This window comes from Lactiplantibacillus xiangfangensis (genome assembly GCF_001438845.1).
Taxonomy (GTDB): Bacteria; Bacillota; Bacilli; order Lactobacillales; family Lactobacillaceae; genus Lactiplantibacillus; species Lactiplantibacillus xiangfangensis.
This window is the reverse complement of sequence record NZ_JQCL01000035.1, coordinates 55,016-75,164: the sequence shown is the minus strand read 5'-3', so window position 1 is coordinate 75,164 and position 20,149 is coordinate 55,016. Positions and strand designations below refer to the sequence as shown.

Sequence of the window (20,149 nt, the reverse complement as noted above, 5' to 3'; positions counted from 1 at the left end):
GACCAATTGATAAGAATGGGTTGTGAGTGTTGCACTTGATTTGACAATTCAGGTATATATCTAATTGTATTTCGTTCTTAATCATACCTTTTATATTGCACAAAGGTCTATATTTAACCATCATATAATTTTGGTCTCTGTTCATTATATTTTTCTGATAACCTTTCCCAGTTTGACTTTCCATTGAATCTTGCTAATCACTTAAAATATCCACTACAAGACTTAGCGTGACAATCAAAAGTTTCATAAAATTCAGGAAATCTTATTGCTACCAACAATATTACCTCTTAAATTTCACATATGAAGTGAGACTTAGTTGAAAAACGGCTAAGTCTCACTTCATATATTTTAAACTAAAATTATTTTTCAGGAATTAAAGCTACACCAATAGTCGGATAACCAACTTCTAATTTTCGGATATCATCCGATGTTTAAAAAATGATCTCCTCGTAAACAATCGGGAGATCACTTTAGTTTTGGTTTGAAGTTGTTAAAACACCTAGGACGTGTCTTCAAATTACTTTGTGAGTAGGAAAATAGTCGCAACCTGAACGAATGCCAAAAATGACTCGGCTAATTTGTCAAAGCGAGTCGCAATATGTCTAAAATGTTTTAATTTGTTGAAGTAACACTCGATTAAATGACGCTCTTTATAAAGCCACCAGTCAGCTTTCCATGGCTGCTTGGCATTAGCTTTGGGGGGAATCGTATAGTGGCCGCCATTTTCCTTGATATGCGTACGGATTTCATGAGTGCCATATGCACGATTGGCAATAACGTTAATATCTGTTAAATCAGTTTTCTCCAATAATGATACCGCGTGGGCTCTATCATTTAACTGTCCAGCAGTTAATTTAAACATGATTGGATTTCCCAACGCATCAGTTATGGCATGGAGCTTAGTACTCTTGCCACCACGACCGGGTCCAATATGGTTTTCGGCTGTGTGCCCCCCTTTTTTAGTGCACCAGCGCTATGCTGGTGAGCACTGATAATTGTGGAATCAAGATGTAAATTTTCGAAGTCTGGTTCGTCATTTAAGTGTTCGAAGATAGTTTCAAACAAGTTAGCATCACGCCAACGTGAGAAACGGGTATAAACAGACTTCCGATTACCGTAGCGTTCAGGTAAATCACGCCAAGGTGCGCCACTACGAGCAACCCAGAGCATGGCGCATCATTCGGTTGCTGTGCTTAGGGGGACGCCCCGCACATTTTTTTGGAAAACAATGTTCAATTTGAAGCCACTGTTCGTCAGTTAACTCATAGCGATGGCTTATCATTATCATCAGTCCTTTATTTTTATAATAACAGGTCTGATAATAAACAAGCTATTCATATGATTTGAAGACACGCTCTAGTCTAAAATATTGATTTTTCCCTTCTAGAGATGACTTTATCTTCTTAGTTTGTCGCACTTAATTTGAGCAGGTTACCAAGGTACGATACCATCAATATCTGAAAACGTGCCAGAATCGGTTAACGCATCCGAAGTAGCCAATTCCACAGTCCGCGCCACACCCACTTGCACACTTCGATTACCGCCACCACCACCAAAACTGGTGTCTACCCAACCAGGATTGACGGCGTTTACCGTGACAGGCGTTCCCTCAAGTTCAGCGGCGAGTTTGACTGTGAACATGTTGACCGCTGCCTTAGAAGCTTGATAGCCAGATGCTTGTAGCTTGTGAATGCTAGTACTGGCATCGCTGGCCAGAGTCAATGACCCTACTGCACTGGAAATATTGATAATCCGTCCAGCCGGCGCTGCCTTCAAAAGTGGTAAGAAGACCTGTGTGACGTCGATCAAGCCAAAATAATTCACGTTAAAATCTTGCCGAATTGCGTCTAATGACAGTTCTGACGGCTTAGCCTCATGATCAACGGCAATACCCGCATTATTGATTAAAATATCTAAATTAGCGGTGATTCTCTCTTTCGCGTTAACAATCGACTCATGATTGGTCACATCTAATTGTACCGCCTGAGCTTGAACACCAGCAGCCTCGAGCTGAGCAACAGCGGCCTGTCCACGATCTAAATTTCTAGAACCAGCATAGATATATTGGCCTTTCAAACCAAGTTCTAGGGCCAATTCGTAACCCATCCCACGATCAGCACCAGTAATTAATGTATTGATAGTCATATCCATAGATCCCTTTTCTGTTATGATGGATTTACTATATCAGCCTAACGTAACGGGAGGTCAAGCCAAAATGGATAATAATCAATTGATGCGGATCGGTGAATTTGCGAAAGCCGCTAACGTCACTATTCGAACAGTCAGATATTACTTAGAATGTGGCTTATTACCACCAGAAAAGCGCAATGAAAATAATCAACGGATATTTAATGATGAAGACCTACACTGGATAACTAATTTACATTATTTGCGAGAGGCTGGCATGTCGATTGTTGAATTACAACACTACACTACCTTAGTACGCGAAGGCGATAGTAGCTTACCTCAACGGATTGAATTAATGCGCGAACAGCGTAAGCAAGTCATCGCTTCAATTGCTGATAAGCAGGAACAGCTGAAAGTAATTGATCATAAGCTTGAGCGGTATTTAGCTGGAGACAGTACAGTAATGTGATCAACATAAGCAAACAGGCCTCAACGATTTCGAGGCCTGTTTTTTTCCGTATTGTGTTACTTATGACACGGACTCTCCTAACAACACAAGTAGCTATAAACGCCGAAACATCAACTAATTTACAACGTCATAAATTCCAAGTTCCTAGCATACGGGACGCCTTTTTCACATCACTTGTGATACGGACTCCCAATATTAATCATAAACGCCCGGTAAACCTGTTCCGACAGCACTAGCCGCATTAATTGGTGCGGCAATGTGAAGCGGCCAAACGAAATCTGGGTGTCCGCCCGCTTTAATACCGCTGGATCTAAGCCAAGCGACCCACCGATCACAAAATCAATATCGCTATGACCATACGTCGTCAACTTATCGATTTCCGCCGCGAACTCCTCACTCGTGCGTTCCTTCCCCTTAATCGCTAAGGCGTACACGTAATCGCGATCCTTAATTTTCTCCAAGATCCGCTGGCCTTCCTTTTCCATCACGTTAGCCATCTCTGCGTTACTTAATGACTCCGGCGCCTTTTCATCCGGAACCTCGACGATTTGGAATTTTGCGAATTTACTCATTCTTTTCGCATATTCCGCGATCCCCTGTTTAAAATATTTTTCCTTCAATTTACCCACACAGATAATTTTGATGTTCATAATTTACCACCTTTACACAAGTTATGCACACAGTTATCCACAGGTGCATAACTCACTATTCTACATATTGTGTTGAACGTGTGTTTGCCACAATATTTATTTGCACCTAGTTTGTCAAGCCATCTCCGACTTATCCACAGTTATCCACCGCAACATTTGTTCGCCGGTTTCGGTTACAAATCCCATTATATCAGGTATCTGCCTAACAAAAAAACTTTTTTAGAAATTTAATCCACAGGCACCATTTTCATCTGTGGATAACTTTTGAACAAGCCAAATTCCCATGGTTGCGCCTGTTAATAAACGCTCATTAATTTTATCAGATTTTATCCCCGAAGTTATACACATTTTTCATCCCTAATAAAACTTGCAAAAAATGGTCGCTTGTAGCTCATCCATTTTCGTTCGGCTTTTAAATTTAAGTTGGCGGTTTCATCCCCAATTTCGCCTTTATTTGAAACTTTATTCTTCGGCTTTTCCTAAATTCACTCAAACTCACCGTTATAACTTGCCTTGCCACCTCGACCAATCAAGCCTTCTCACACTCGCCACGGCATCTTCGACCTAGACCAGTCACAAAAAAGCGCACCTGAGTATTAAAGACACTCAGATGCGCTTATGAAAATCTCATTTTTAGTTGCTCTGTTTACTCAACGCTTTGGTAGTTTCGGTCAACTTCATGTTCGTTGTCTTGAGTTTTCCGTTATGATAATACTTTACACTAACCGTATCATTTACAGAATGGGCGTACAAGGCCGTCCGCAAGGTTGCTAAGCTCGTAACCTTCTTACCACCTAGTTCGGTGATTACATCGTACTTGCTAATCCCCGCAGCCTTCGCTGGCGAACCAGCGTAGGTCTTCATAATAACGACCCCGCTATCCACGCTAGTTGGTAACTTCAAGACTGACTTGCGGTCACTCTGCGAGATGTTCGATAAGTTATACGTTGCCACACCTAATGCGGGCCGGACCACTTCACCATTTTTTACCAATTCATTGATGATCTTTACAACTTCGTTACTTGGAATGGCAAAGCCCATCCCTTCAACGCTAGTCCCGGAACTGTCGGAAGACAACTTCATCGAGTTGATCCCGACAACTTGGCCGGCCAAGTTAAAGAGCGGCCCACCGGAGTTCCCAGGGTTAATCGCTGTATCCGTTTGAATAACGGTAGCATAACCAGTCTGTTGACCCGACGTATTCGTCGTCGCAACGGTCCGTTTCTTGGCGGAAATGATTCCTTCCGTTAAGGTCGTCGCGTAGTTCGAACCTAATGGCGACCCAATGGCTAAGGCCGTTTCACCAACTTCAATGTTATCTGAATTACCGAAACTAGCCGTCTTGGTTACCTTAGAAGAATTGATTTTCAAAACCGCTAAGTCGGTAACGGCATCGGTCCCGACGATTTTCGCCGTTAACTTAGTGCCATCACTCATAATGACCCGCACCGCGTTGGATCCACTCACCACGTGATTATTCGTAACGATGTAAGCGGCGTTACCGCTCGTCTTGTAAATCAGTCCAGAACCTTCGCTGTACTCTTGTAACTTACTGTTCGAGCTTGAACTATAATTGGAGTCATCACCGTCGGACGACCCATCGTCACCACCCAGAATACCGCTCCAACCACTAGAAGTACTCTGTTTTTGTAAATTAATAACTGAAACCACCGCGGCTTTGTTATTCTTATAAACCTTAGTGGCTTGTGAACTAACGTTAACTTTGACGTTAGTCGTGGAAGTTGAACCCGACTTATTTGAGCCGGTTGGTACGCTAGTTGTCGAAGTAGCGACGTTATTACTTTGGAGATAATTAATCCCGCCATACGCCGCACCACCACCGATTAACCCGGCGACAAGTGCGGTTACTGCAACTTTGATCAATGATTTATTGGCCATAATGACGCGTCGAAACGCGATCCCTCCCTACTAGTACTGATTTTAATTCTATTTTAGCTAACAATTATGATTTTTCTATGACTGAATATTAGTGTAAATATTAAATCAGTATTATAGTGTCACCAGTTTAGTCGCTTGTTCGGGGTCAGTATCGTAAAGTTGAAAATCATGTTCGACCCCAAAATCGTGTTCTTTCATCATTGACGCCACCGTTAAATGGGCCAACGACTTCATATTATTATCCTGACTACGGTGTCCTAAGTAAATTCGCTTGGTACGCCGGCCGATTACGTCCATTAACGCGTTAGCGCCATCTTCATTGGACAAATGCCCCTCATTGCCTAAAATGCGTTGCTTGAGCGGCCATGGATAACGTCCCATGCGCAACATTTCCAAATCATGATTGCATTCAAACAGGTATCCATCAGCATCACTGATGACCCCTTCAACGTGTTCAGAAACATAACCAGTATCCGTAATAATCACAAACGACTTACCGGCATGGTGTAATTCATAAAACTGTGGTTCGGCCGCATCGTGTGACACACTGAAAGATTCAACATCGAGGTCGCCGAGGCCTAGCGTTGTATCCGGATCAAAAACGTGACACAGTTCAGGCGGCACCTTACCAATTCGATTGGCCATGGCGTCCCAGGTCCCCTGGTTCGCGTAGACGTCTAACCCGTATTTACGAGCTAAGATTCCCGCCGAATGGCAATGATCCGTGTGTTCATGCGTGACGAATAGACTGTCGACTTCATTGATATCGCGTCCAATTGACTGCATTAAATTGGCAATTTTTTTACCGCTTAACCCTGCGTCAACTAAGACTTTATGTTCGGGCGTTTCAATATACGTGACGTTGCCGGTACTCCCGGACGCCAGAACGCTCACTTTCATTTCATCTGTTGCTAACTTTAATACCATTATTAGGTTCTTCCCATCTCTGAAATCCGCTACTATCTTAACATGATACACGCTTTTCACAGTGTTGAAAAGCAAGCGCCCCGCTAGTCGCCATATTATAAAATTGGTTATAACCCAATATTAACGGGTGCTAAAAAGGACTGTAACCACCGTCACAGTCCTTTTTGCTTTTTAATATTCTGCGTTCCAAACCATACCCGTTGCCGTTTCAATTGCGGCGGTCTCATTCTCCGTCGAACTGGCGGCACTAGCACTCTTCATCGACGCCCCCGTAAAGGCGTTGATCCGGTGCAAGCTGACATTGGAACTATTTTTACTTCGAACCGCAAAGATCCAAGTTGGCACGTACACGCTACTATCTTTTAACTTCAATAATCGCGAATAACCTAAGCGTCCCCAGACGATCCGTGAGTTATTGGAGACCTGGTTATATTGATACAACGCCACCATGGCCTTCTTTTCACTAATCGTCACGGCCTTTTCACGCAACGTCTTCACGTTATTCACGTAACTCTGCGTATAGCCGGTCAACTGATTGTTTTTATTAACAAATAGGTGGATCTGACCAGTGCCCGTCAAGATTTCACCGTCGGCAACTTTCTGGACAAAAACGTGATCCCCGCTAGATGAAAGCGACGCGTCGTACACGTACTCATCGCCGTGAATAACGTTTGACGGTTGCTTCATAAACGTCGTCAAATCAGATTTCATATTATCCGTACTCATTGTTCTGGCCGTTCGCAACGTGCTGGTCAATTTACCCACACTCTGCATCCGGACGTTCTGTTCAGTTAGCTGACTTAAGTGCTGCTTCAGCCCACTTTCATTGTTACCGGCAATGTAGTAGCCGGTGCCTTCCTTCGTGTCCGGATTTTTAAAACTAATATTATCCGCGCGCATCTCACTAATAATGGTCGTCGCCGTATCACTGGATGACTTCGTTGATGTGGTCGAACTCGTTTGCACGAACATGAACACTAAAAAAGCATCCAGCACCACAAACGCGGCTAAGAAAATCCACTCAATTCTCCGAAAATTCATGCGTCCGCCCCCTTAAGATCCGCTCAGCATCGACGTATACGTTCGCCAACTACCATTGTAGTAAACGTAATACGTCGGCGTCAGGTCAATCACTAGTTTGGATGACTTGTTTTGCGACCACTGGTAGCCTAATTCAATGCTACCAATCTTATTATTTTTATAACCGGCTGCAATCAGCTTCTTGAGCACACTGGTCGAGCTTGGTAAAGTCACCGACTGCTTGTTCCCGGTTGTCGGCACGGGCACTTGCAGACTGTACAGTGAGAAGTAATACCGATCGAGGCCGTTCGCCGTCAACTGAATGCGGACATCCCCATTTTCTGTTTGATTGAAAATCGGGAACCCTTCCACGTAGCTACGGTAAATGACGCTACTACTCGTCGAATCGTAACCATAGTAACGGATGTTGTCCATCGGTACCCCTAACGAGACCAGGTACTTATAACTCTTCTTTAGCTGGTTCGCTAGCGACATCTTTCGGGTATCCCCGGAGTCACTATAGTCTTCGAAGTAAACGGTCCCGAGTTTCGGATTAACGGTCATGCGCTTAAAGCTTCCCGTGGTGTACTCTTGCTTACCGTTACGATTATGCACGGAGACCGTCGAATTACCATCCGCGTCGAGTAACCGGTTGGCAATTTCACTGGCCGCGGACTTACTCATCAGGTAACTGTATTGCTGCATTTTGATCGTATCCGTGTAATCCAAATAGGTGGCGTTGTCTTCATACGTCATCTTAACGGCAATTGCCTTGACCTTATCCGCTGCTAAAACCTTATCGAGCGAACTGAGTGACTTTTTCCGTAAACGCACACTATAAATTTCATGGTGATTATCATTTAACAAATAAATGTGGTCAGTATCGTGAATCGGAATCACGATGCGACTGAATTCAGACGACCGAAAACTCCGTAAATTCTGATTAAAAACGGTATTAAATAAACTAATCGTGACGCTATCCGGGAAATTCAAAACGTACGAATCTTCCCCGTTGAGTAGCGCCGTGTAGCTACTGGCCGACGTCACGCGAACCTTAGAGATGCTTTCCGCGTGCCATTTGCTGAGCTGATCTTTAAATTGGCTAACTAAACTGACATTCTTGTTAATCAAAAGTGCCTGTTTCCCATTAGAATCCGTTCGAATCAACTGAGTTGGCAAATAGATGTCGTCGACCGTCCGCGTCGCTAACGTTGAGTTTGACGACGTGGTACTAACCTTACTTTCACGTTCATAACGCGACGGGTTCATCCAAATATAAACGGATAACCCGACACTTAGCAGGATCAGGGCCGTGAGTGCGATTGGTAACAATAAGCGTCTAACCTTGTGAGTCGTCATCCCAAAGATCCTCCTCTTCATAAGGTTCGTAAGGCAAGGAAATGTAGAACGTCGAGCCCTTACCCTCTTCACTGTCGACCCAGATTCGACCGCCTAACATTTGCACAACTTCTTTGGAAATTGCCAAACCTAAGCCAGTCCCACCTTGCGCCCGTGAACGTGCTTTGTCGACCCGGAAGAATCGGTCAAAGACGTGGGTCAAATCGGCCCGCGGAATCCCTAATCCTTGGTCACTAATACTAATGATCACTTGGTTATGGGTCTCTAACAGACGACAAGTCACGACCCCACCATCTGGTGAATACTTGATGGCGTTATTCATGATATTATCCAAAACTTGCGTAAACTTATCCGTATCGATTTCGACCCACAGATCCCGCTTCGTAAATTCACGTTTAATCGTGTAATACTTGGCTGGATTATCATCTTTTTTCAAAATCATATCGAACCGATTTAAGACGTAGTTAAACATCTCGTTGATATTAACGAGTTCCATGTCGACCCTAGTCGTCCCGGAATCCATCCGTGACAAGCTTAACAGCTCGTTGATCATCCGAATCATCCGGTCCGTCTCTTCCTGGGTCACCTTTAAGAAGCCCGGTGCGACTTCGGGATCTTTCCACGCACCGTCACTTAAAGCTTCAATATAACTCCGTAAACTAGTTAACGGCGTCCGCAGCTCGTGCGACACGTTGGAAACGAACTGTTTACGGTCATTATCAATTTTTTGTTGTTCAGTAACATCGTGCAACACGCAGACTAGACCACTAATAAACCCGGATTCACGCTGAATCAACGAGAAGTAGGCGTTCAAAATCAAGTCGTGTTCATTCGATGAGAAATCAAGCATCAATTCATCCTGATTTTCGATCAGGTCACGCAGGGAATACTCGTCTCGAATCTTTAAAACGTCCAAGATTGAGTTGCCGATGGCCTTTTCAGCGACAACGTCCACAAAATCAGACGCCGTTTCATTGATGATTGTAATGTTTCCCCGGCGATCCGTTGCAATCACCCCGTCACTCATGTGTGACAGGACACTGTCCAACCGGCGACGTTCCGCTTCAGTGGACTCTTGCGACTCTTCGACCCGAATCGATAAGTTATTGATGGCTTTCGCCAGCTGTCCCAGTTCATCATCGCTATAAACGCGCACTTGTCCCGCGTAATCGCCACGTGCAATTCGTTGCGTCTGCTGCTTCATTTCTTCAATTGGTCGGGTAATTGCCCGGGCAATGATGATAGCAATACCTAGCCCAAGCACCATGGCCACTAGTGACGCGGCCACAAAAATCCCCATGATGGTATTAATCGTACTATAGACAGACTTCATATTCGCCCGGACGTACAGTACCCCGACTAACTGACTATTATTCCCCGTCGAACTCGACGTGTAGAGGGGCACGATTGAAACGTAGTAGCGCCCATTATTTTGCGTATCATAAGTGTTCTTGGTATAGGAACGATTATTATAGATTGCGTTTTTAACGTTACGGTCAGTCGTTTTCTGACCAACGATTGTTTGATCATTGACATCATTGGTTCCGCGAATTGTTCCCTTGCTATCAATGACTCGAATTTCATCGATATTGGCATAGTTGTAATTCGACAGAATCGTCTTGATCTGAGTATTTGCTTTAGTCGTATTATTCGACGATAACTGCTCCGCCAGTGAATTATCCACGTACGTTGGAATCTGAACCGTGGACTTGAACTGGCGAATGTTAGTCGATTCTAGTTGGCGCACAAAGATGGCCCCAACAATCTCTAAAGTAATCAGTAACAATAACGCAAACACAAGCGCAATCTTAAAATTAATCGACTTAAAAAAGTTCTTCCGTTTAAATCTCAACACGGTTTAACGACCTCTACTCATTATCAGGATTGCGTAGGTAGTAACCCACCCCACGACGAGTGACTAGCCACTTTGGATGACTAGGGTTATCTTCGACTTTTTCACGTAACCGCCGAACCGTCACGTCCACCGTCCGGACGTCACCAAAGTAATCGTAACCCCAGACAGTTTGTAACAAGTGTTCCCGCGTCATCACTTGGCCGATATGTTGCCCTAAGTAATGTAATAGTTCAAATTCTCGGTGAGTTAACTCGATATTATCGCCACGCTTAGAAACCATGTAGGCCTCTGGGTGAATAACTAAGTCACCAATTTCAATGTCTGAATTTTCTTCAACTTCGGCTGGTTGTGCTGCGGGTGTGCCTTGTCGGCGTAGGTTTGCTTTAACCCGTGCCACTAATTCCCGGTTAGAAAACGGCTTCGTGACGTAATCATCCGCACCGAGTTCTAGACCAAGCACTTTATCTAATTCCGAATCCTTTGCCGTAACCATAATAATCGGCATATCGTAGTTTTTCCGTACTTGGCGGGCGACTTCCAGGCCATCCATCTTAGGTAACATCAAATCTAATAGAATCAAATCAGGGTGAACTTCCTCGACCTTTTGCAAGGCTTCCTCACCATCGGCGGCGACGTGGACTTCATAACCTTCTTTGGTTAAGTTAAACTTCATGATATCTGAGATTGGCTTTTCATCATCAACTACTAAGATTTTTTTCATAACGATTCTTCCTCCTTAGGGGAAAACAGGTTCATTTTTAAGTTTATTGGGTGTTGCTTCGATAAATTACGGAAAATCAAAGGTTCTTTCCGTGTCAGGTTGGCTGAAAAAATTATTTTCAGCACTGTTTTTAGTATATCACAAATAACGTGAGCTTTCTTTGCAGAGAAACCCCCGTAGCTCTAGTATTTCCCGGGAAATTCTCTGTTCGTTTAAGTAATCGTTTTCACCATCTTTTTAATAAAAATTAGCAACTTTTGAAAAAAAATTCAGAAATAGTATTGCCAGAGTCCCGAATTCATGATATTATATTTTTCGTTGAGTTGTTACATTTTATGGGCAGTTAGCTCAGCTGGCAGAGCAACGGACTCTTAATCCGTGGGTCCAGGGTTCGATCCCCTGACTGCCCATCATAAACCATTAACCAGTTTTCATGCAGTGTCAAAAACACCGTGATTACTGGTTTTTTTGTACTTTAACCGCAAATATTGTTGTCATTAGATGTCATCTTTTTTCAGTAAAAGTAAGCCAATTGGTAAGCCAAAAATATAACAAAAAAAGCCACTGTTTCCAGTGACTTAATACTTGCGCGGGGCAGTGACTGTTAGCCAAATTGGTTAGCAGTTTTTTTGGTGCTATAATTTCTTTAAATAAAGTTTTTAAAGGGAGTTATGTTTATGACTACTGATAAAAAGCCTGTGATGTTAATAAGGGCTGACAACTTAAAAAAACGTGAAGGCGGTAAATCAAATTATCAAGATACTTTAGATCAAAAGCTTTTCTTGTCTAAGCCCTCAGTCTTTCATAAAACCGCCATTGCTGACGGTACAAATACTGGAATGTTCGACAAAACAGATGGTTCCGTACTAAGTAATCCAACTAATGTTGGAAACCAGACTATCCTTGATACTCATCAATTAGATGATGAAAAGAGTAAAATTAGTCTATATAATTTATCATACATTGGCGTAAGTGGATCAGATATAACTGATAATTTCGATATGGCAAATTTGACAACAGACTCCTTTACAAGCCATTTTATAAATGACATCAAAGAATCAGACATAGCAAATAACCGTGGCCTGTCATTTATATCAGCAGATAACTTTGCTACATTAGTTAATGATTACTTATCAAAAATCGATAACTGTTGGTTTTATGCTAATTGGGTAAACTATGATATGAAACTGTCTGCAAGTCTACCAAAAAAAGACACAACAATTCCGTATAGTGAATTGCTTAAAAGTAACTTTTCTAATTTGGCTTCAAAAAATCAGATGCACGAGTACAGATTATGTCTGCAACTCAATTATTTTTGTTCTGACCCAGGAAAATTGATAGATTATTCTCAACTAACCGACATAGCATTCACTAAAATGAATAATATTTTTCAGGAACCAGGATAATAATTACGATAGTCCTATTTTTAATTGTTCAAGTGCCCGGTTTTTTAAATAATTAAACTTACTGGTACTAACCGATAATTGTTCACAAGCTTCATTCCGGCTGAAACGTTTCTCAATAATGTAATCATGTAAGATAAATTGATATTGAGGATCATCAATTGCATTGAGGGCGTCTTCGACCTCTTTTAGCTGGTAAGACAGGTCAACATGGTTTATCAGACGGCTTTCAGTGCCGTTTCGGCTGCTATGGCTTGATACTCCATCGAACGAGGGACTAGAAACTTGATTAAAAGCCGTCAAGTCACGTTTTAGTTTGGCATATTGCTTTAATAAATTACAAATCTTCTTAACATCTTGGCGCATTGGAATCACACTTTCTGGTTCCAGATATATGTATTAAAAAACGGGGCTATTACACCCCGTTCCGACTAATATCAACACAATGAATACTTATATTATAACACTTAAAACAAATATTTTCACTTATAATTGTTTCACATGAAACACATTCACTTTAAAACTTATCCGGTTACTAAGCCGCGCAGTTGTTGAATCATGCTGACAACTTGATACGGTGTTTTTGTCATATCAGTTACTCGGTTTTGATACCAGAATTGCGTCAGCAAGGACACGGCAAAATCGTACTGTTTGTACATAGAAACATCTTTGCTTCCACTAACGGCCGTCTGAACATAGTCCTCGGCGGCGTCTAAATAGCTTTTAATCATTGGATCATCTTCGGTCACATCAATTCGCAGGCTTAGTTTAATATCATCAACGGTTACAGCCATGTAATCACTCCTTTTTAGGGGGGTAACGAATCGTGCCCCCCTTAGTTTTAATTTATGTATAGGGGGTGTCTAAAATGGACACCCCTTTGTATAGCCGTGCCCAAAAGTGGGTACGATTATTTACCAGCAGTTGCGGCTCCTAACGCCACGTTGATTACAGCGGTCTTATCAATCACTTCATAATCATTCCGCACAATGACGGAAAGTCCTTGACTGAACTGGTCGAACTTGTCCCATTGGGCAGTTACTTGGTTACGCCGGAAAACAGCCACCGCTTGTGATAAGTCCCCCGCAATCATTGGGAACGTCCCGTCCGCATTGTTAGCCAGTAACTTATCACTGATCATGACGACTGGTGCCCCTAATAAGGTGAAACCACTGGGTGCCGTTGGGTTCGGCTGTAATAGGTAACGACCCTCGGAATCTTTGAGTGTATCAAGGTAATTGAACCCGGATTGGTTCACTAGCCACATTTTGCTCAAGGCGGGATCTAACGTCACGTTGAAAATCTTTTTAAGATCATCAATACTGGTGGCCGTTGCTTTAGCAAAGCTACTACCCGTTAACAGTCCCATGATCTGCGTGTTGTCCGTATTATCAACGAGTTGTTGTAATTGAGCCTTAACTTCACTCACAATATCCACTTCGGCATCTTCTACGACCTCGTTAGATAAGGCGATCTTACCCGCCCGGGTTTTTACATCAAATGGCACTTCCGTAAACATATTCGCGTTAACGTCCGCAATATCAGCGAGTTCTTCCTTAGTAGCCAGTACAGCTGATTGTCGACTAGTCGAGATAGGATAAGTCCCAGAACCACTAGAAACTTGCTTAACCGTTGCATATTGGGCGAGATTGTAGGTGGATTGCTTTAATTGGAAAACAGGGGTAATTAGTTCCTTGGGAATAACCGCACTGGCACCACTCGTATTCAAGCCGTCTCGGGTTTCACCGTGGCTTCGTACATATTGCTCAAAGGCGGGAATACCGGTCTTGTTTTCATTGCTATTGTCATTGGGATCAATAATTGTTTGTTTTGCCATGTTGTCAGGCTCCTTTTCTTGGTTAATAAATTTTTCATAGCTACGGGTGTCAACTTGCACATTTGTATCGTCATAAGCGGGAACAGCTACCACTGACACATCGAACAAACTCTTAACTTGATTAATGGTGCGCGTGATATTACCGCCATCATCTTTAGTCCATTCGTCGGTGTCGTCGTCACTATCAAAGCCAAATGAGCAGGAATCAACGTTCCCACTTTGAACTTCTTCGTAAACATCATTAGCAAACGACGTATTCGGCAACTGTGCGGTGAAATGTAGCCCCTTGTCGTCCGTTTCTAACGTTAATGTGCCCGCCTTGGTACTGGCTAACACTTGGGTATAGTCGTGGTTATTAAGCATAAGAACGTTTGATAAATCGACACCATCAAGGGCCTTAGGGGTAACAACCTCAGTGAAGCCGCCTAAGTCTTTACTTGGTGAGTTCCATACAATTGCATAACCACTAATTGTTTTGCCCTTGCTTGTTTGGGAATCTTTAGGTTGCGGGTCTGCTGAATTTTCAGCTGGCCCGTCTTCGGGTGTTTCTGGCTGCGGCGTTTGTGCTCGCAATTCGGCGTCAATCGTTAACCGTCGGTCTTGTTTCATGAATTAGTCACTCCATTCTTTTGTAAGTTTAAGAAAATATTGCCATCGTCAGTTGGTGGCAAGCCAATCTTGGCCCGAGCTTCGTTACGGCTCATAACGCCGCCAGTGAAACCAGCCACCGCTTGGGCTTGTTGCGTTTGCGGATCAAGGCTCAATAGCTTGTCCGTATTAAACGTAAAGTCATGACCAAACTTGAACGACAGCTCGCTGGTAAAGCTATCAAAGTAATGTTGCAACGTCCCTTGTAGATACTGCACGCCACTTTGCTCTTGGTTAGAATGATCGTTCTCAACCCCTAAGCGCTCCGGTGGTAAGCCAAAGGCCTTAGCAATTTGTCGGGTCGTCCAGTCATTCGAGTTGACCAGTTTTAACACATCGGTATTTAAGGATAAGTTACTAATATCCATCGTGTCATCGGTCACAATCGTGTTGATCGCGTTGTCACCCGTATTGGCTTCATCAAACTGGTTGCGAATATTGCCCTTAGCTTCCGGCCCTAAATCAGATTGATGGACTTTAATAATCGTGGTGCCGTGCACACCAGCAGTAAAAAAGCCGGTTAGCAATTTATTGCCGGCCGACTGAATCTGGCGTTCATCTTTCAAGGCATATAACGGACTAATTCCCGATACGCCGTCTTTGGTGAAATATTTAAAATGTAAAATGTTATTAGGCGCGATCTGACGACTGTTACCACCAATCGGGGTATAGGTGTAGGTTAACGCCCCACTGACGTCATCTTGTTCAACTGTCAATTGGTTATTGGCAATCAATTTCAACGTATGATTAGGCAAAATCTCCGCAAAACTATTGCCATTGAGTAACAGGTTGGCCGCCAACGCATATTTGAAATGGTAGCCGTCCATTTGGCTATTGGGGGTCTGATTAATCATCGTGTTAAAAATGGCCGTATCGCAAACAATCGGATTGCTGGCAATATCGCTCGCAATAATGTTAATTGCCGCGTAAATGTCACTATTACGCAACACCGCCGCACTCACAAACGTATACGGGTCATTGCTTGATAAACTAACCAAGGCGTCAGCTACCGGATCATGCGTGCCGCTGGTGGTACTGCTTTTAACGAAGAAACTCATTTAATCACCTCTTTGCTTTTCATAATTAATTAGCAAGGCCAACAGAATCATGGCTATACCAGCCAATATTAGCCCCGCTTGCCAACTGATCCAGCAGCCAAAACCAATCACTAAGCAGATTAAGCCAATCACCAACAAGATCGTTTGTACATAATCAGAACAAATCTGCCGCAGTCGCTGTTTTGTAGTAATCTTCTGCATGTTGTTGATCCTCACTTTCTTGGTAATAGTCCATACCCGCTACAAACGCGTTAATCAACGCCGCAATCGGGTCAATCCGGTTACTATTACGGGCTTTATCCAGTTGCCAACCATTGTTTAGCACTTTCAAGATGGCGTTATTGACCGCATAAGCGAGAATCTTGTTACCGTTATGTTTAATCTTGCCATCGTAAAGCTGATCACGAAAATTGCGGGTTGGAATATTCAAAGTTTTGGTGCCTTGTCGCACTTCAAACAGTGGGTAGCTTAATTTCTCAAATTTTGTAATTAACGTTTGCGCGTTATACGGGTCATACGCGATGGCTTTCACTTTCCAGTTGTATTTTCCGACTAGTTTTTGTACAAAATCAAATAGCTCATCATAATCAATCACACCACTATCAAGGCGAGTAATACTACACTCACCAGCGCGCTCCATTGACCGGTAATCAATCCCATCACGTTTAATCTTAGAATCAAGGCCGTACTTAGTGCCCACAAACGAATGACTATCACAATAAAACTGACCGTTGCCAATTGGTATCAACCAACTAACCGCGGTCAAGTCATTACTTTTGGATAAATCAATGCCAATATAGGCGTCACGATTATGTAAGTCGGGTACCTTGGCCAATTTACCAGCGGCCCAATCGTCCGCGGAAATATAACTATCCTCACTAGCTTGCAACCACATATTGAAGTTCTTAACCAGTACCGGAATGAGATTATTTTGTTTAATGGCAAGGTCAACATCGGCCTGGATCTTTTCCGTCATGCGTTGTTTAACGTGTGGTTCGCTGAATAACGGGTTTGCCTTGATCCAATTAGCTTGATCGTAAACTTCTTCGCGGTCGTCCAGTTCCCAGATTGCCACAAAATAACGGTCAGCTTCGGTTTTGCCCTTTAAAACGTCCGTCAGCATGTCATATTCGGCGTGCATTGGGACATTGAGATTAAGGCCCGAGGTGGAAATCACCGCCAGCAGGGAATTATCCTCTTGTGCTTGACCAGACTTTAAAACGTTGTACACCTTGCGGTCTTTAGCTTCGTGCCATTCATCTAAAATAACGGTAGTCCCGGCATAACCATCAAGCGTACTGGTATCACTGGCAAGGGCTAAGGCTTGCGAATCAGTTTCTAAGTCAGTAATGGCTTGTTTTTGCACCTTAATCCGTTGCCGCATGTACTTCGATTGCTTGCGGACTTGCCGTAGCCCACTTGAAAGCATGTCGTAGCCTAATTTAGCTTGTTTAAGGGCGTTGCTGACGAATAATACTTGTCGGTTGCGGGCGGGCTGACGTTCTCTTAAAAGACCATTAGCGGCCATACCAGAAGCCAGATAGGTTTTACCGTTCTTCCGAGCCATACTAATGAATGCTCGATCATAGCGCCGATTACCGGTTGCTTTTTCACGCCAGCCATATAACTCACTGATAATCCATTTTTGAAATGGTTGCATGGTGAGTTGGCTACCGTCAGTCTTCGGCATTAATTCGATAAATTTAACCGCCTGTGCCGCTTTGTCTTCATCATAGTAGAACGGGAAGCTGTCTTCTTTAGAACGGCTTAAATCGCGTTTAAATCGCTCGCACGCCCATTTAATCTTTTGACCAGCCAACACTTGGCCCGATAAAACTTGGTCAACATATTCAATCATGACAACATCGCCTCGAAAGTATCTTCGGGTGTCTCATCTTTCTGCTTGTTTAATTCCATGCGGGCCCGGCTCGATAGCGACATGCCTAAATCATTGGCTAAGGCTTTTAAATCTTTCATTGCTTGTGATTGCAAGGCCACGTAAGGGTTCGGTTTACGGGAACCAGTCTCTTGATTAGTCTGTACTAGTCCATTTTTACGAATATCATTCTCACAAGTCTGTACCGTGGCATAAGCGCGGCAATAACTGGCTAACATCGCCCGGTCAAGTTCACTAATTGGGGTATTGGCCTTTAAATAAGGCGCTACCCGTTGCCATTCAGTCAAGGCCCGATCATGTAACCAATCTGGCGGGGTTAAATCAAGCACCGGATAATCAAACAGGGCCCGTTCAGCGTCCTTGCGTTGATCACGTTCATCATTGGTTAAATGTTTCTTCATACTAGCTAAGGCTTTTACTTTTTGGCTCATTCGGAGCACTCCTTTCGTTTAAATTTACGTACCAAAAAGCCCCCACGGGTTAGACCCATAGCGGCTGATTGATACATATATCCAGAATCCGTTTATTATATCTATATTATCGCACATATTCCGATAAAGTGCAATTAATAACATGTTTATATTTACATATCACCCCCTGACTGTTTATTTGTTCAAATTTCGCATTATTAGTAGGGATATTTCACAATCCAGCAAAATCAGCAAAAAATCAAAGTTCAAAAGGGACTTTTATAAACACAAAAGTATGCTGTCCGCTCCTTTTTGGTCGACCATAGCCCCCCATATCAACGTTTCTGGGCTGTCATGCTGTTTTGAATTAGTCTCGTGGCCGAAAATTAAGCCGCCAACTTGAATTGTTCACTCGGCCGAAAACTTGGCGCAGTCCATTGCCACTTTCGGTAACGTAGACGCAAAATGCGGGTTGGTTAACTCGGTCGAAAATTTCGACTCAGTAGCTCGGCTGAAAGTTCAGCGCAGTTTTGCGCAGATCTATTGCCTAAGTTAAGCTTAGCCAGTCTGATTCACTTAGCGGAAAACTCCGCTCAGCTAAAAAGCGCCGTACCTTTCAGCACGACACTCATTGGTTATTTAGTTTGTTGCTCCCGCTGTTCTCTAGCCAGTCTAGTCTTCCGGTTATGGTGTCTATGGCAAAGACCTTGGAGGTTGCTTTCATCAAGTCGCCTTGACCAGTCGTCTTTGATTTCGATAACGTGGTCAACTACATCTGCCTTACGAATCTCCCCATCTTCATAACACTTGATACAGACTGGGTTAAGTTCTAAGAATCGCCGCGATAGGCGACGCCATGCTGACGACTTGTAGAACTGTTGATACTTACTCTCGTCAGAATCGTACATGCGTTTATGATACCGCCACTTGTTGGTAGCTTTGCGGTGCTTCTCGCAGTAGCGTGTGTCATATGCGACCAGCGTACGACAACCCGGGTGCTCACACATCTTCATTGGTTTAGCCATGACCATTAACCTTGGTCAGTGTGACCACGTCATAAGCATTCAGCTCGCTATCAGAACTGACGCCAGCAACTTTATATTCAACACCATCTATCAACGCTAGTAGTGCTGTGGTAATACGTTCATCATGGCGCACCGCAATTAGCTCATCAGTCGTTGCAGTCGTACCTGTAAGACTAATGGTGTTGTTAACGGTTAGCATGAATTCACCGTACCAGACAGTAAACAGCGGTACGAATTGTTGCTTGGTTGTGCCATTTATTAAGTTCTGAACAGACTTGACGGTGCCAAACTGTACCCGCTTATCCAGGCGGCTTAGATTATATTGCTTCATTGTTTGCTCTCCTTTTCTACTTCATCTACTTGCCGTAATATATCTAGTGCCCGTTGTCGTTCAAACTCGTTGCGGCTTGTCTTGAATACCTTGTTAGCCAATGATCGCATAACGTAATTGTCAAATCCCCAGCCGTCACTTGTGTATTTAAAGTGATTAGCAGAAAAGCCTTTAAGCTGTGGAAATTCCTGTTTATACTCGGCAAGTGTTTGATGACGTCCACCATCTACCAAGCCTTTACTGAAAGCCAGTTGTGTCGGCTGACCATTCTCATCAAGGGCACCCTCATCGACTAGTTCACGGTAGATAGCAGACTTGATTTCATTGGCGTTGACCATATTCAGTGGAGCTTTGTTTTTCATTATCTCAAAGGCCATTTCGACCAATTGTGGATACTTGATTTTCATTGTTGTAATCTCCTTAGTGTAATTAGTGGGCTGTTCCCGAAATTATGGATAGTAATATCCAAACATATATCCAACTTTTATAGCTTAAAAATGCCTATATATCAAC

20 protein-coding genes, 1 tRNA gene and 1 pseudogene are annotated in these 20,149 nt (G+C 43.3%); 3 read left to right on the top strand and 19 right to left on the bottom strand.

The genetic code is table 11. The features are described 5' to 3' along the window. Window positions 1-517: 517 nt before the first annotated feature. From IV64_RS14790 to IV64_RS03455, 3 genes and pseudogenes are all read right to left on the bottom strand, one after another. Window positions 518-949: pseudogene (locus IV64_RS14790) on the bottom strand (IS5 family transposase); the annotation flags it as partial. Further along, window positions 886-1,170, bottom strand: a complete 285-nt coding sequence (locus IV64_RS14785; protein ID WP_338033738.1) for a transposase — start codon at window positions 1,168-1,170, stop codon at window positions 886-888. The pseudogene IV64_RS14790 and the gene IV64_RS14785, both read right to left, overlap by 64 nt. A gap of 261 nt (window positions 1,171-1,431) precedes the next feature. Then, window positions 1,432-2,145, bottom strand: a complete 714-nt coding sequence (locus IV64_RS03455; protein WP_057705780.1) for an SDR family NAD(P)-dependent oxidoreductase — start codon at window positions 2,143-2,145, stop codon at window positions 1,432-1,434. Between the two features lie 70 nt (window positions 2,146-2,215). Here IV64_RS03455 and IV64_RS03450 point away from each other — a divergent pair, with 70 nt between their 5' ends. Further along, window positions 2,216-2,596, top strand: a complete 381-nt coding sequence (locus tag IV64_RS03450; protein WP_057705776.1) for a MerR family transcriptional regulator — start codon at window positions 2,216-2,218, stop codon at window positions 2,594-2,596. Window positions 2,597-2,766: 170 nt separating this feature from the next. Here the strand turns inward: IV64_RS03450 and rlmH are convergent, their stop codons facing one another. The 7 genes from rlmH to yycF form a co-directional block, all read right to left on the bottom strand. After that, window positions 2,767-3,246: a 23S rRNA (pseudouridine(1915)-N(3))-methyltransferase RlmH gene (gene rlmH / locus IV64_RS03445; RefSeq protein WP_057705775.1), complete on the bottom strand. Its 480-nt coding sequence runs from the start codon at window positions 3,244-3,246 to the stop codon at window positions 2,767-2,769. 633 nt (window positions 3,247-3,879) lie between these two features. Beyond that, a complete protein-coding gene (locus IV64_RS03440) occupies window positions 3,880-5,145 on the bottom strand; it encodes a S1C family serine protease (protein ID WP_057705774.1) in 1,266 nt (421 codons plus the stop codon). Window positions 5,146-5,256: 111 nt separating this feature from the next. Then, entirely contained in the window at window positions 5,257-6,072 is an 816-nt protein-coding gene (locus tag IV64_RS03435) for an MBL fold metallo-hydrolase (RefSeq protein WP_057705773.1), read from the bottom strand. Between the two features lie 171 nt (window positions 6,073-6,243). After that, window positions 6,244-7,113: a two-component system regulatory protein YycI gene (locus tag IV64_RS03430; RefSeq protein ID WP_057705772.1), complete on the bottom strand. Its 870-nt coding sequence runs from the start codon at window positions 7,111-7,113 to the stop codon at window positions 6,244-6,246. 12 nt (window positions 7,114-7,125) lie between these two features. Further along, the gene (locus IV64_RS03425; RefSeq protein WP_057705771.1) at window positions 7,126-8,451 is read right to left on the bottom strand and encodes a YycH family regulatory protein; all 1,326 of its coding nucleotides are present in this window, start codon (window positions 8,449-8,451) and stop codon (window positions 7,126-7,128) included. Continuing rightward, a complete protein-coding gene (gene walK / locus IV64_RS03420; RefSeq protein WP_057705770.1) occupies window positions 8,432-10,306 on the bottom strand; it encodes a cell wall metabolism sensor histidine kinase WalK in 1,875 nt (624 codons plus the stop codon). The genes IV64_RS03425 and walK overlap by 20 nt, the downstream gene beginning before the upstream one ends. A 13-nt stretch (window positions 10,307-10,319) precedes the next feature. Then, window positions 10,320-11,027, bottom strand: a complete 708-nt coding sequence (gene yycF / locus IV64_RS03415; protein WP_057705769.1) for a response regulator YycF — start codon at window positions 11,025-11,027, stop codon at window positions 10,320-10,322. A 337-nt stretch (window positions 11,028-11,364) separates the two neighbouring features. On the opposite strand from yycF, the gene IV64_RS03410 reads away from it, so the two are divergent. Beyond that, window positions 11,365-11,437, top strand: a tRNA-Lys gene (locus IV64_RS03410). Between the two features lie 267 nt (window positions 11,438-11,704). Continuing rightward, window positions 11,705-12,433, top strand: coding sequence for a hypothetical protein (locus IV64_RS03405; RefSeq protein ID WP_057705768.1), 729 nt, complete (start codon window positions 11,705-11,707; stop codon window positions 12,431-12,433). Window positions 12,434-12,436: 3 nt separating this feature from the next. Here the strand turns inward: IV64_RS03405 and IV64_RS03400 are convergent, their stop codons facing one another. From IV64_RS03400 to IV64_RS03360, 9 genes are all read right to left on the bottom strand, one after another. After that, window positions 12,437-12,796, bottom strand: a complete 360-nt coding sequence (locus IV64_RS03400; protein WP_057705767.1) for a hypothetical protein — start codon at window positions 12,794-12,796, stop codon at window positions 12,437-12,439. Window positions 12,797-12,954: 158 nt separating this feature from the next. Further along, complete coding sequence (locus IV64_RS03395; protein WP_057705766.1) at window positions 12,955-13,224, bottom strand: head-tail connector protein; 270 nt, start codon at window positions 13,222-13,224, stop codon at window positions 12,955-12,957. Window positions 13,225-13,340: 116 nt separating this feature from the next. Next, the gene (locus IV64_RS03390) at window positions 13,341-14,876 is read right to left on the bottom strand and encodes a phage major capsid protein (RefSeq protein ID WP_057705765.1); all 1,536 of its coding nucleotides are present in this window, start codon (window positions 14,874-14,876) and stop codon (window positions 13,341-13,343) included. Beyond that, window positions 14,873-15,973, bottom strand: coding sequence for a phage portal protein (locus tag IV64_RS03385; protein ID WP_057705764.1), 1,101 nt, complete (start codon window positions 15,971-15,973; stop codon window positions 14,873-14,875). Before IV64_RS03385 ends, IV64_RS03390 begins: the two co-directional genes overlap by 4 nt. 154 nt (window positions 15,974-16,127) lie before the next feature. Beyond that, window positions 16,128-17,831: a terminase large subunit gene (locus tag IV64_RS03380; protein WP_057705763.1), complete on the bottom strand. Its 1,704-nt coding sequence runs from the start codon at window positions 17,829-17,831 to the stop codon at window positions 16,128-16,130. Next, entirely contained in the window at window positions 17,828-18,301 is a 474-nt protein-coding gene (locus tag IV64_RS03375) for a phage terminase small subunit P27 family (protein ID WP_041153488.1), read from the bottom strand. The genes IV64_RS03380 and IV64_RS03375 overlap by 4 nt, the downstream gene beginning before the upstream one ends. A gap of 614 nt (window positions 18,302-18,915) precedes the next feature. Continuing rightward, window positions 18,916-19,305 carry an HNH endonuclease gene (locus IV64_RS03370; RefSeq protein ID WP_057705762.1) on the bottom strand — a complete coding sequence of 130 codons (390 nt, stop codon included), beginning with the start codon at window positions 19,303-19,305 and terminating at the stop codon, window positions 18,916-18,918. Beyond that, a complete protein-coding gene (locus IV64_RS03365) occupies window positions 19,298-19,636 on the bottom strand; it encodes a phage head closure protein (RefSeq protein WP_057705761.1) in 339 nt (112 codons plus the stop codon). Before IV64_RS03365 ends, IV64_RS03370 begins: the two co-directional genes overlap by 8 nt. Next, window positions 19,633-20,043, bottom strand: coding sequence for a hypothetical protein (locus tag IV64_RS03360; protein WP_057705760.1), 411 nt, complete (start codon window positions 20,041-20,043; stop codon window positions 19,633-19,635). Before IV64_RS03360 ends, IV64_RS03365 begins: the two co-directional genes overlap by 4 nt. Window positions 20,044-20,149 lie beyond the last annotated feature (106 nt).

Bases quoted from the DNA above. Each gene is read 5' to 3' on its own strand.
- IV64_RS14785 (WP_338033738.1), bottom strand. From the start codon at position 1,170: ATGCTCTGGGTTGCTCGTAGTGGCGCACCTTGGCGTGATTTACCTGAA.
- IV64_RS03455 (WP_057705780.1), bottom strand. From the start codon at position 2,145: ATGACTATCAATACATTAATTACTGGTGCTGATCGTGGGATGGGTTAC.
- IV64_RS03450 (WP_057705776.1), top strand. From the start codon at position 2,216: ATGGATAATAATCAATTGATGCGGATCGGTGAATTTGCGAAAGCCGCT.
- rlmH (WP_057705775.1), bottom strand. From the start codon at position 3,246: ATGAACATCAAAATTATCTGTGTGGGTAAATTGAAGGAAAAATATTTT.
- IV64_RS03440 (WP_057705774.1), bottom strand. From the start codon at position 5,145: ATGGCCAATAAATCATTGATCAAAGTTGCAGTAACCGCACTTGTCGCC.
- IV64_RS03435 (WP_057705773.1), bottom strand. From the start codon at position 6,072: ATGGTATTAAAGTTAGCAACAGATGAAATGAAAGTGAGCGTTCTGGCG.
- IV64_RS03430 (WP_057705772.1), bottom strand. From the start codon at position 7,113: ATGAATTTTCGGAGAATTGAGTGGATTTTCTTAGCCGCGTTTGTGGTG.
- IV64_RS03425 (WP_057705771.1), bottom strand. From the start codon at position 8,451: ATGACGACTCACAAGGTTAGACGCTTATTGTTACCAATCGCACTCACG.
- yycF (WP_057705769.1), bottom strand. From the start codon at position 11,027: ATGAAAAAAATCTTAGTAGTTGATGATGAAAAGCCAATCTCAGATATC.
- IV64_RS03405 (WP_057705768.1), top strand. From the start codon at position 11,705: ATGACTACTGATAAAAAGCCTGTGATGTTAATAAGGGCTGACAACTTA.
- IV64_RS03400 (WP_057705767.1), bottom strand. From the start codon at position 12,796: ATGCGCCAAGATGTTAAGAAGATTTGTAATTTATTAAAGCAATATGCC.
- IV64_RS03395 (WP_057705766.1), bottom strand. From the start codon at position 13,224: ATGGCTGTAACCGTTGATGATATTAAACTAAGCCTGCGAATTGATGTG.
- IV64_RS03390 (WP_057705765.1), bottom strand. From the start codon at position 14,876: ATGAAACAAGACCGACGGTTAACGATTGACGCCGAATTGCGAGCACAA.
- IV64_RS03385 (WP_057705764.1), bottom strand. From the start codon at position 15,973: ATGAGTTTCTTCGTTAAAAGCAGTACCACCAGCGGCACGCATGATCCG.
- IV64_RS03380 (WP_057705763.1), bottom strand. From the start codon at position 17,831: ATGATTGAATATGTTGACCAAGTTTTATCGGGCCAAGTGTTGGCTGGT.
- IV64_RS03375 (WP_041153488.1), bottom strand. From the start codon at position 18,301: ATGAGCCAAAAAGTAAAAGCCTTAGCTAGTATGAAGAAACATTTAACC.
- IV64_RS03370 (WP_057705762.1), bottom strand. From the start codon at position 19,305: ATGGCTAAACCAATGAAGATGTGTGAGCACCCGGGTTGTCGTACGCTG.
- IV64_RS03365 (WP_057705761.1), bottom strand. From the start codon at position 19,636: ATGAAGCAATATAATCTAAGCCGCCTGGATAAGCGGGTACAGTTTGGC.
- IV64_RS03360 (WP_057705760.1), bottom strand. From the start codon at position 20,043: ATGAAAATCAAGTATCCACAATTGGTCGAAATGGCCTTTGAGATAATG.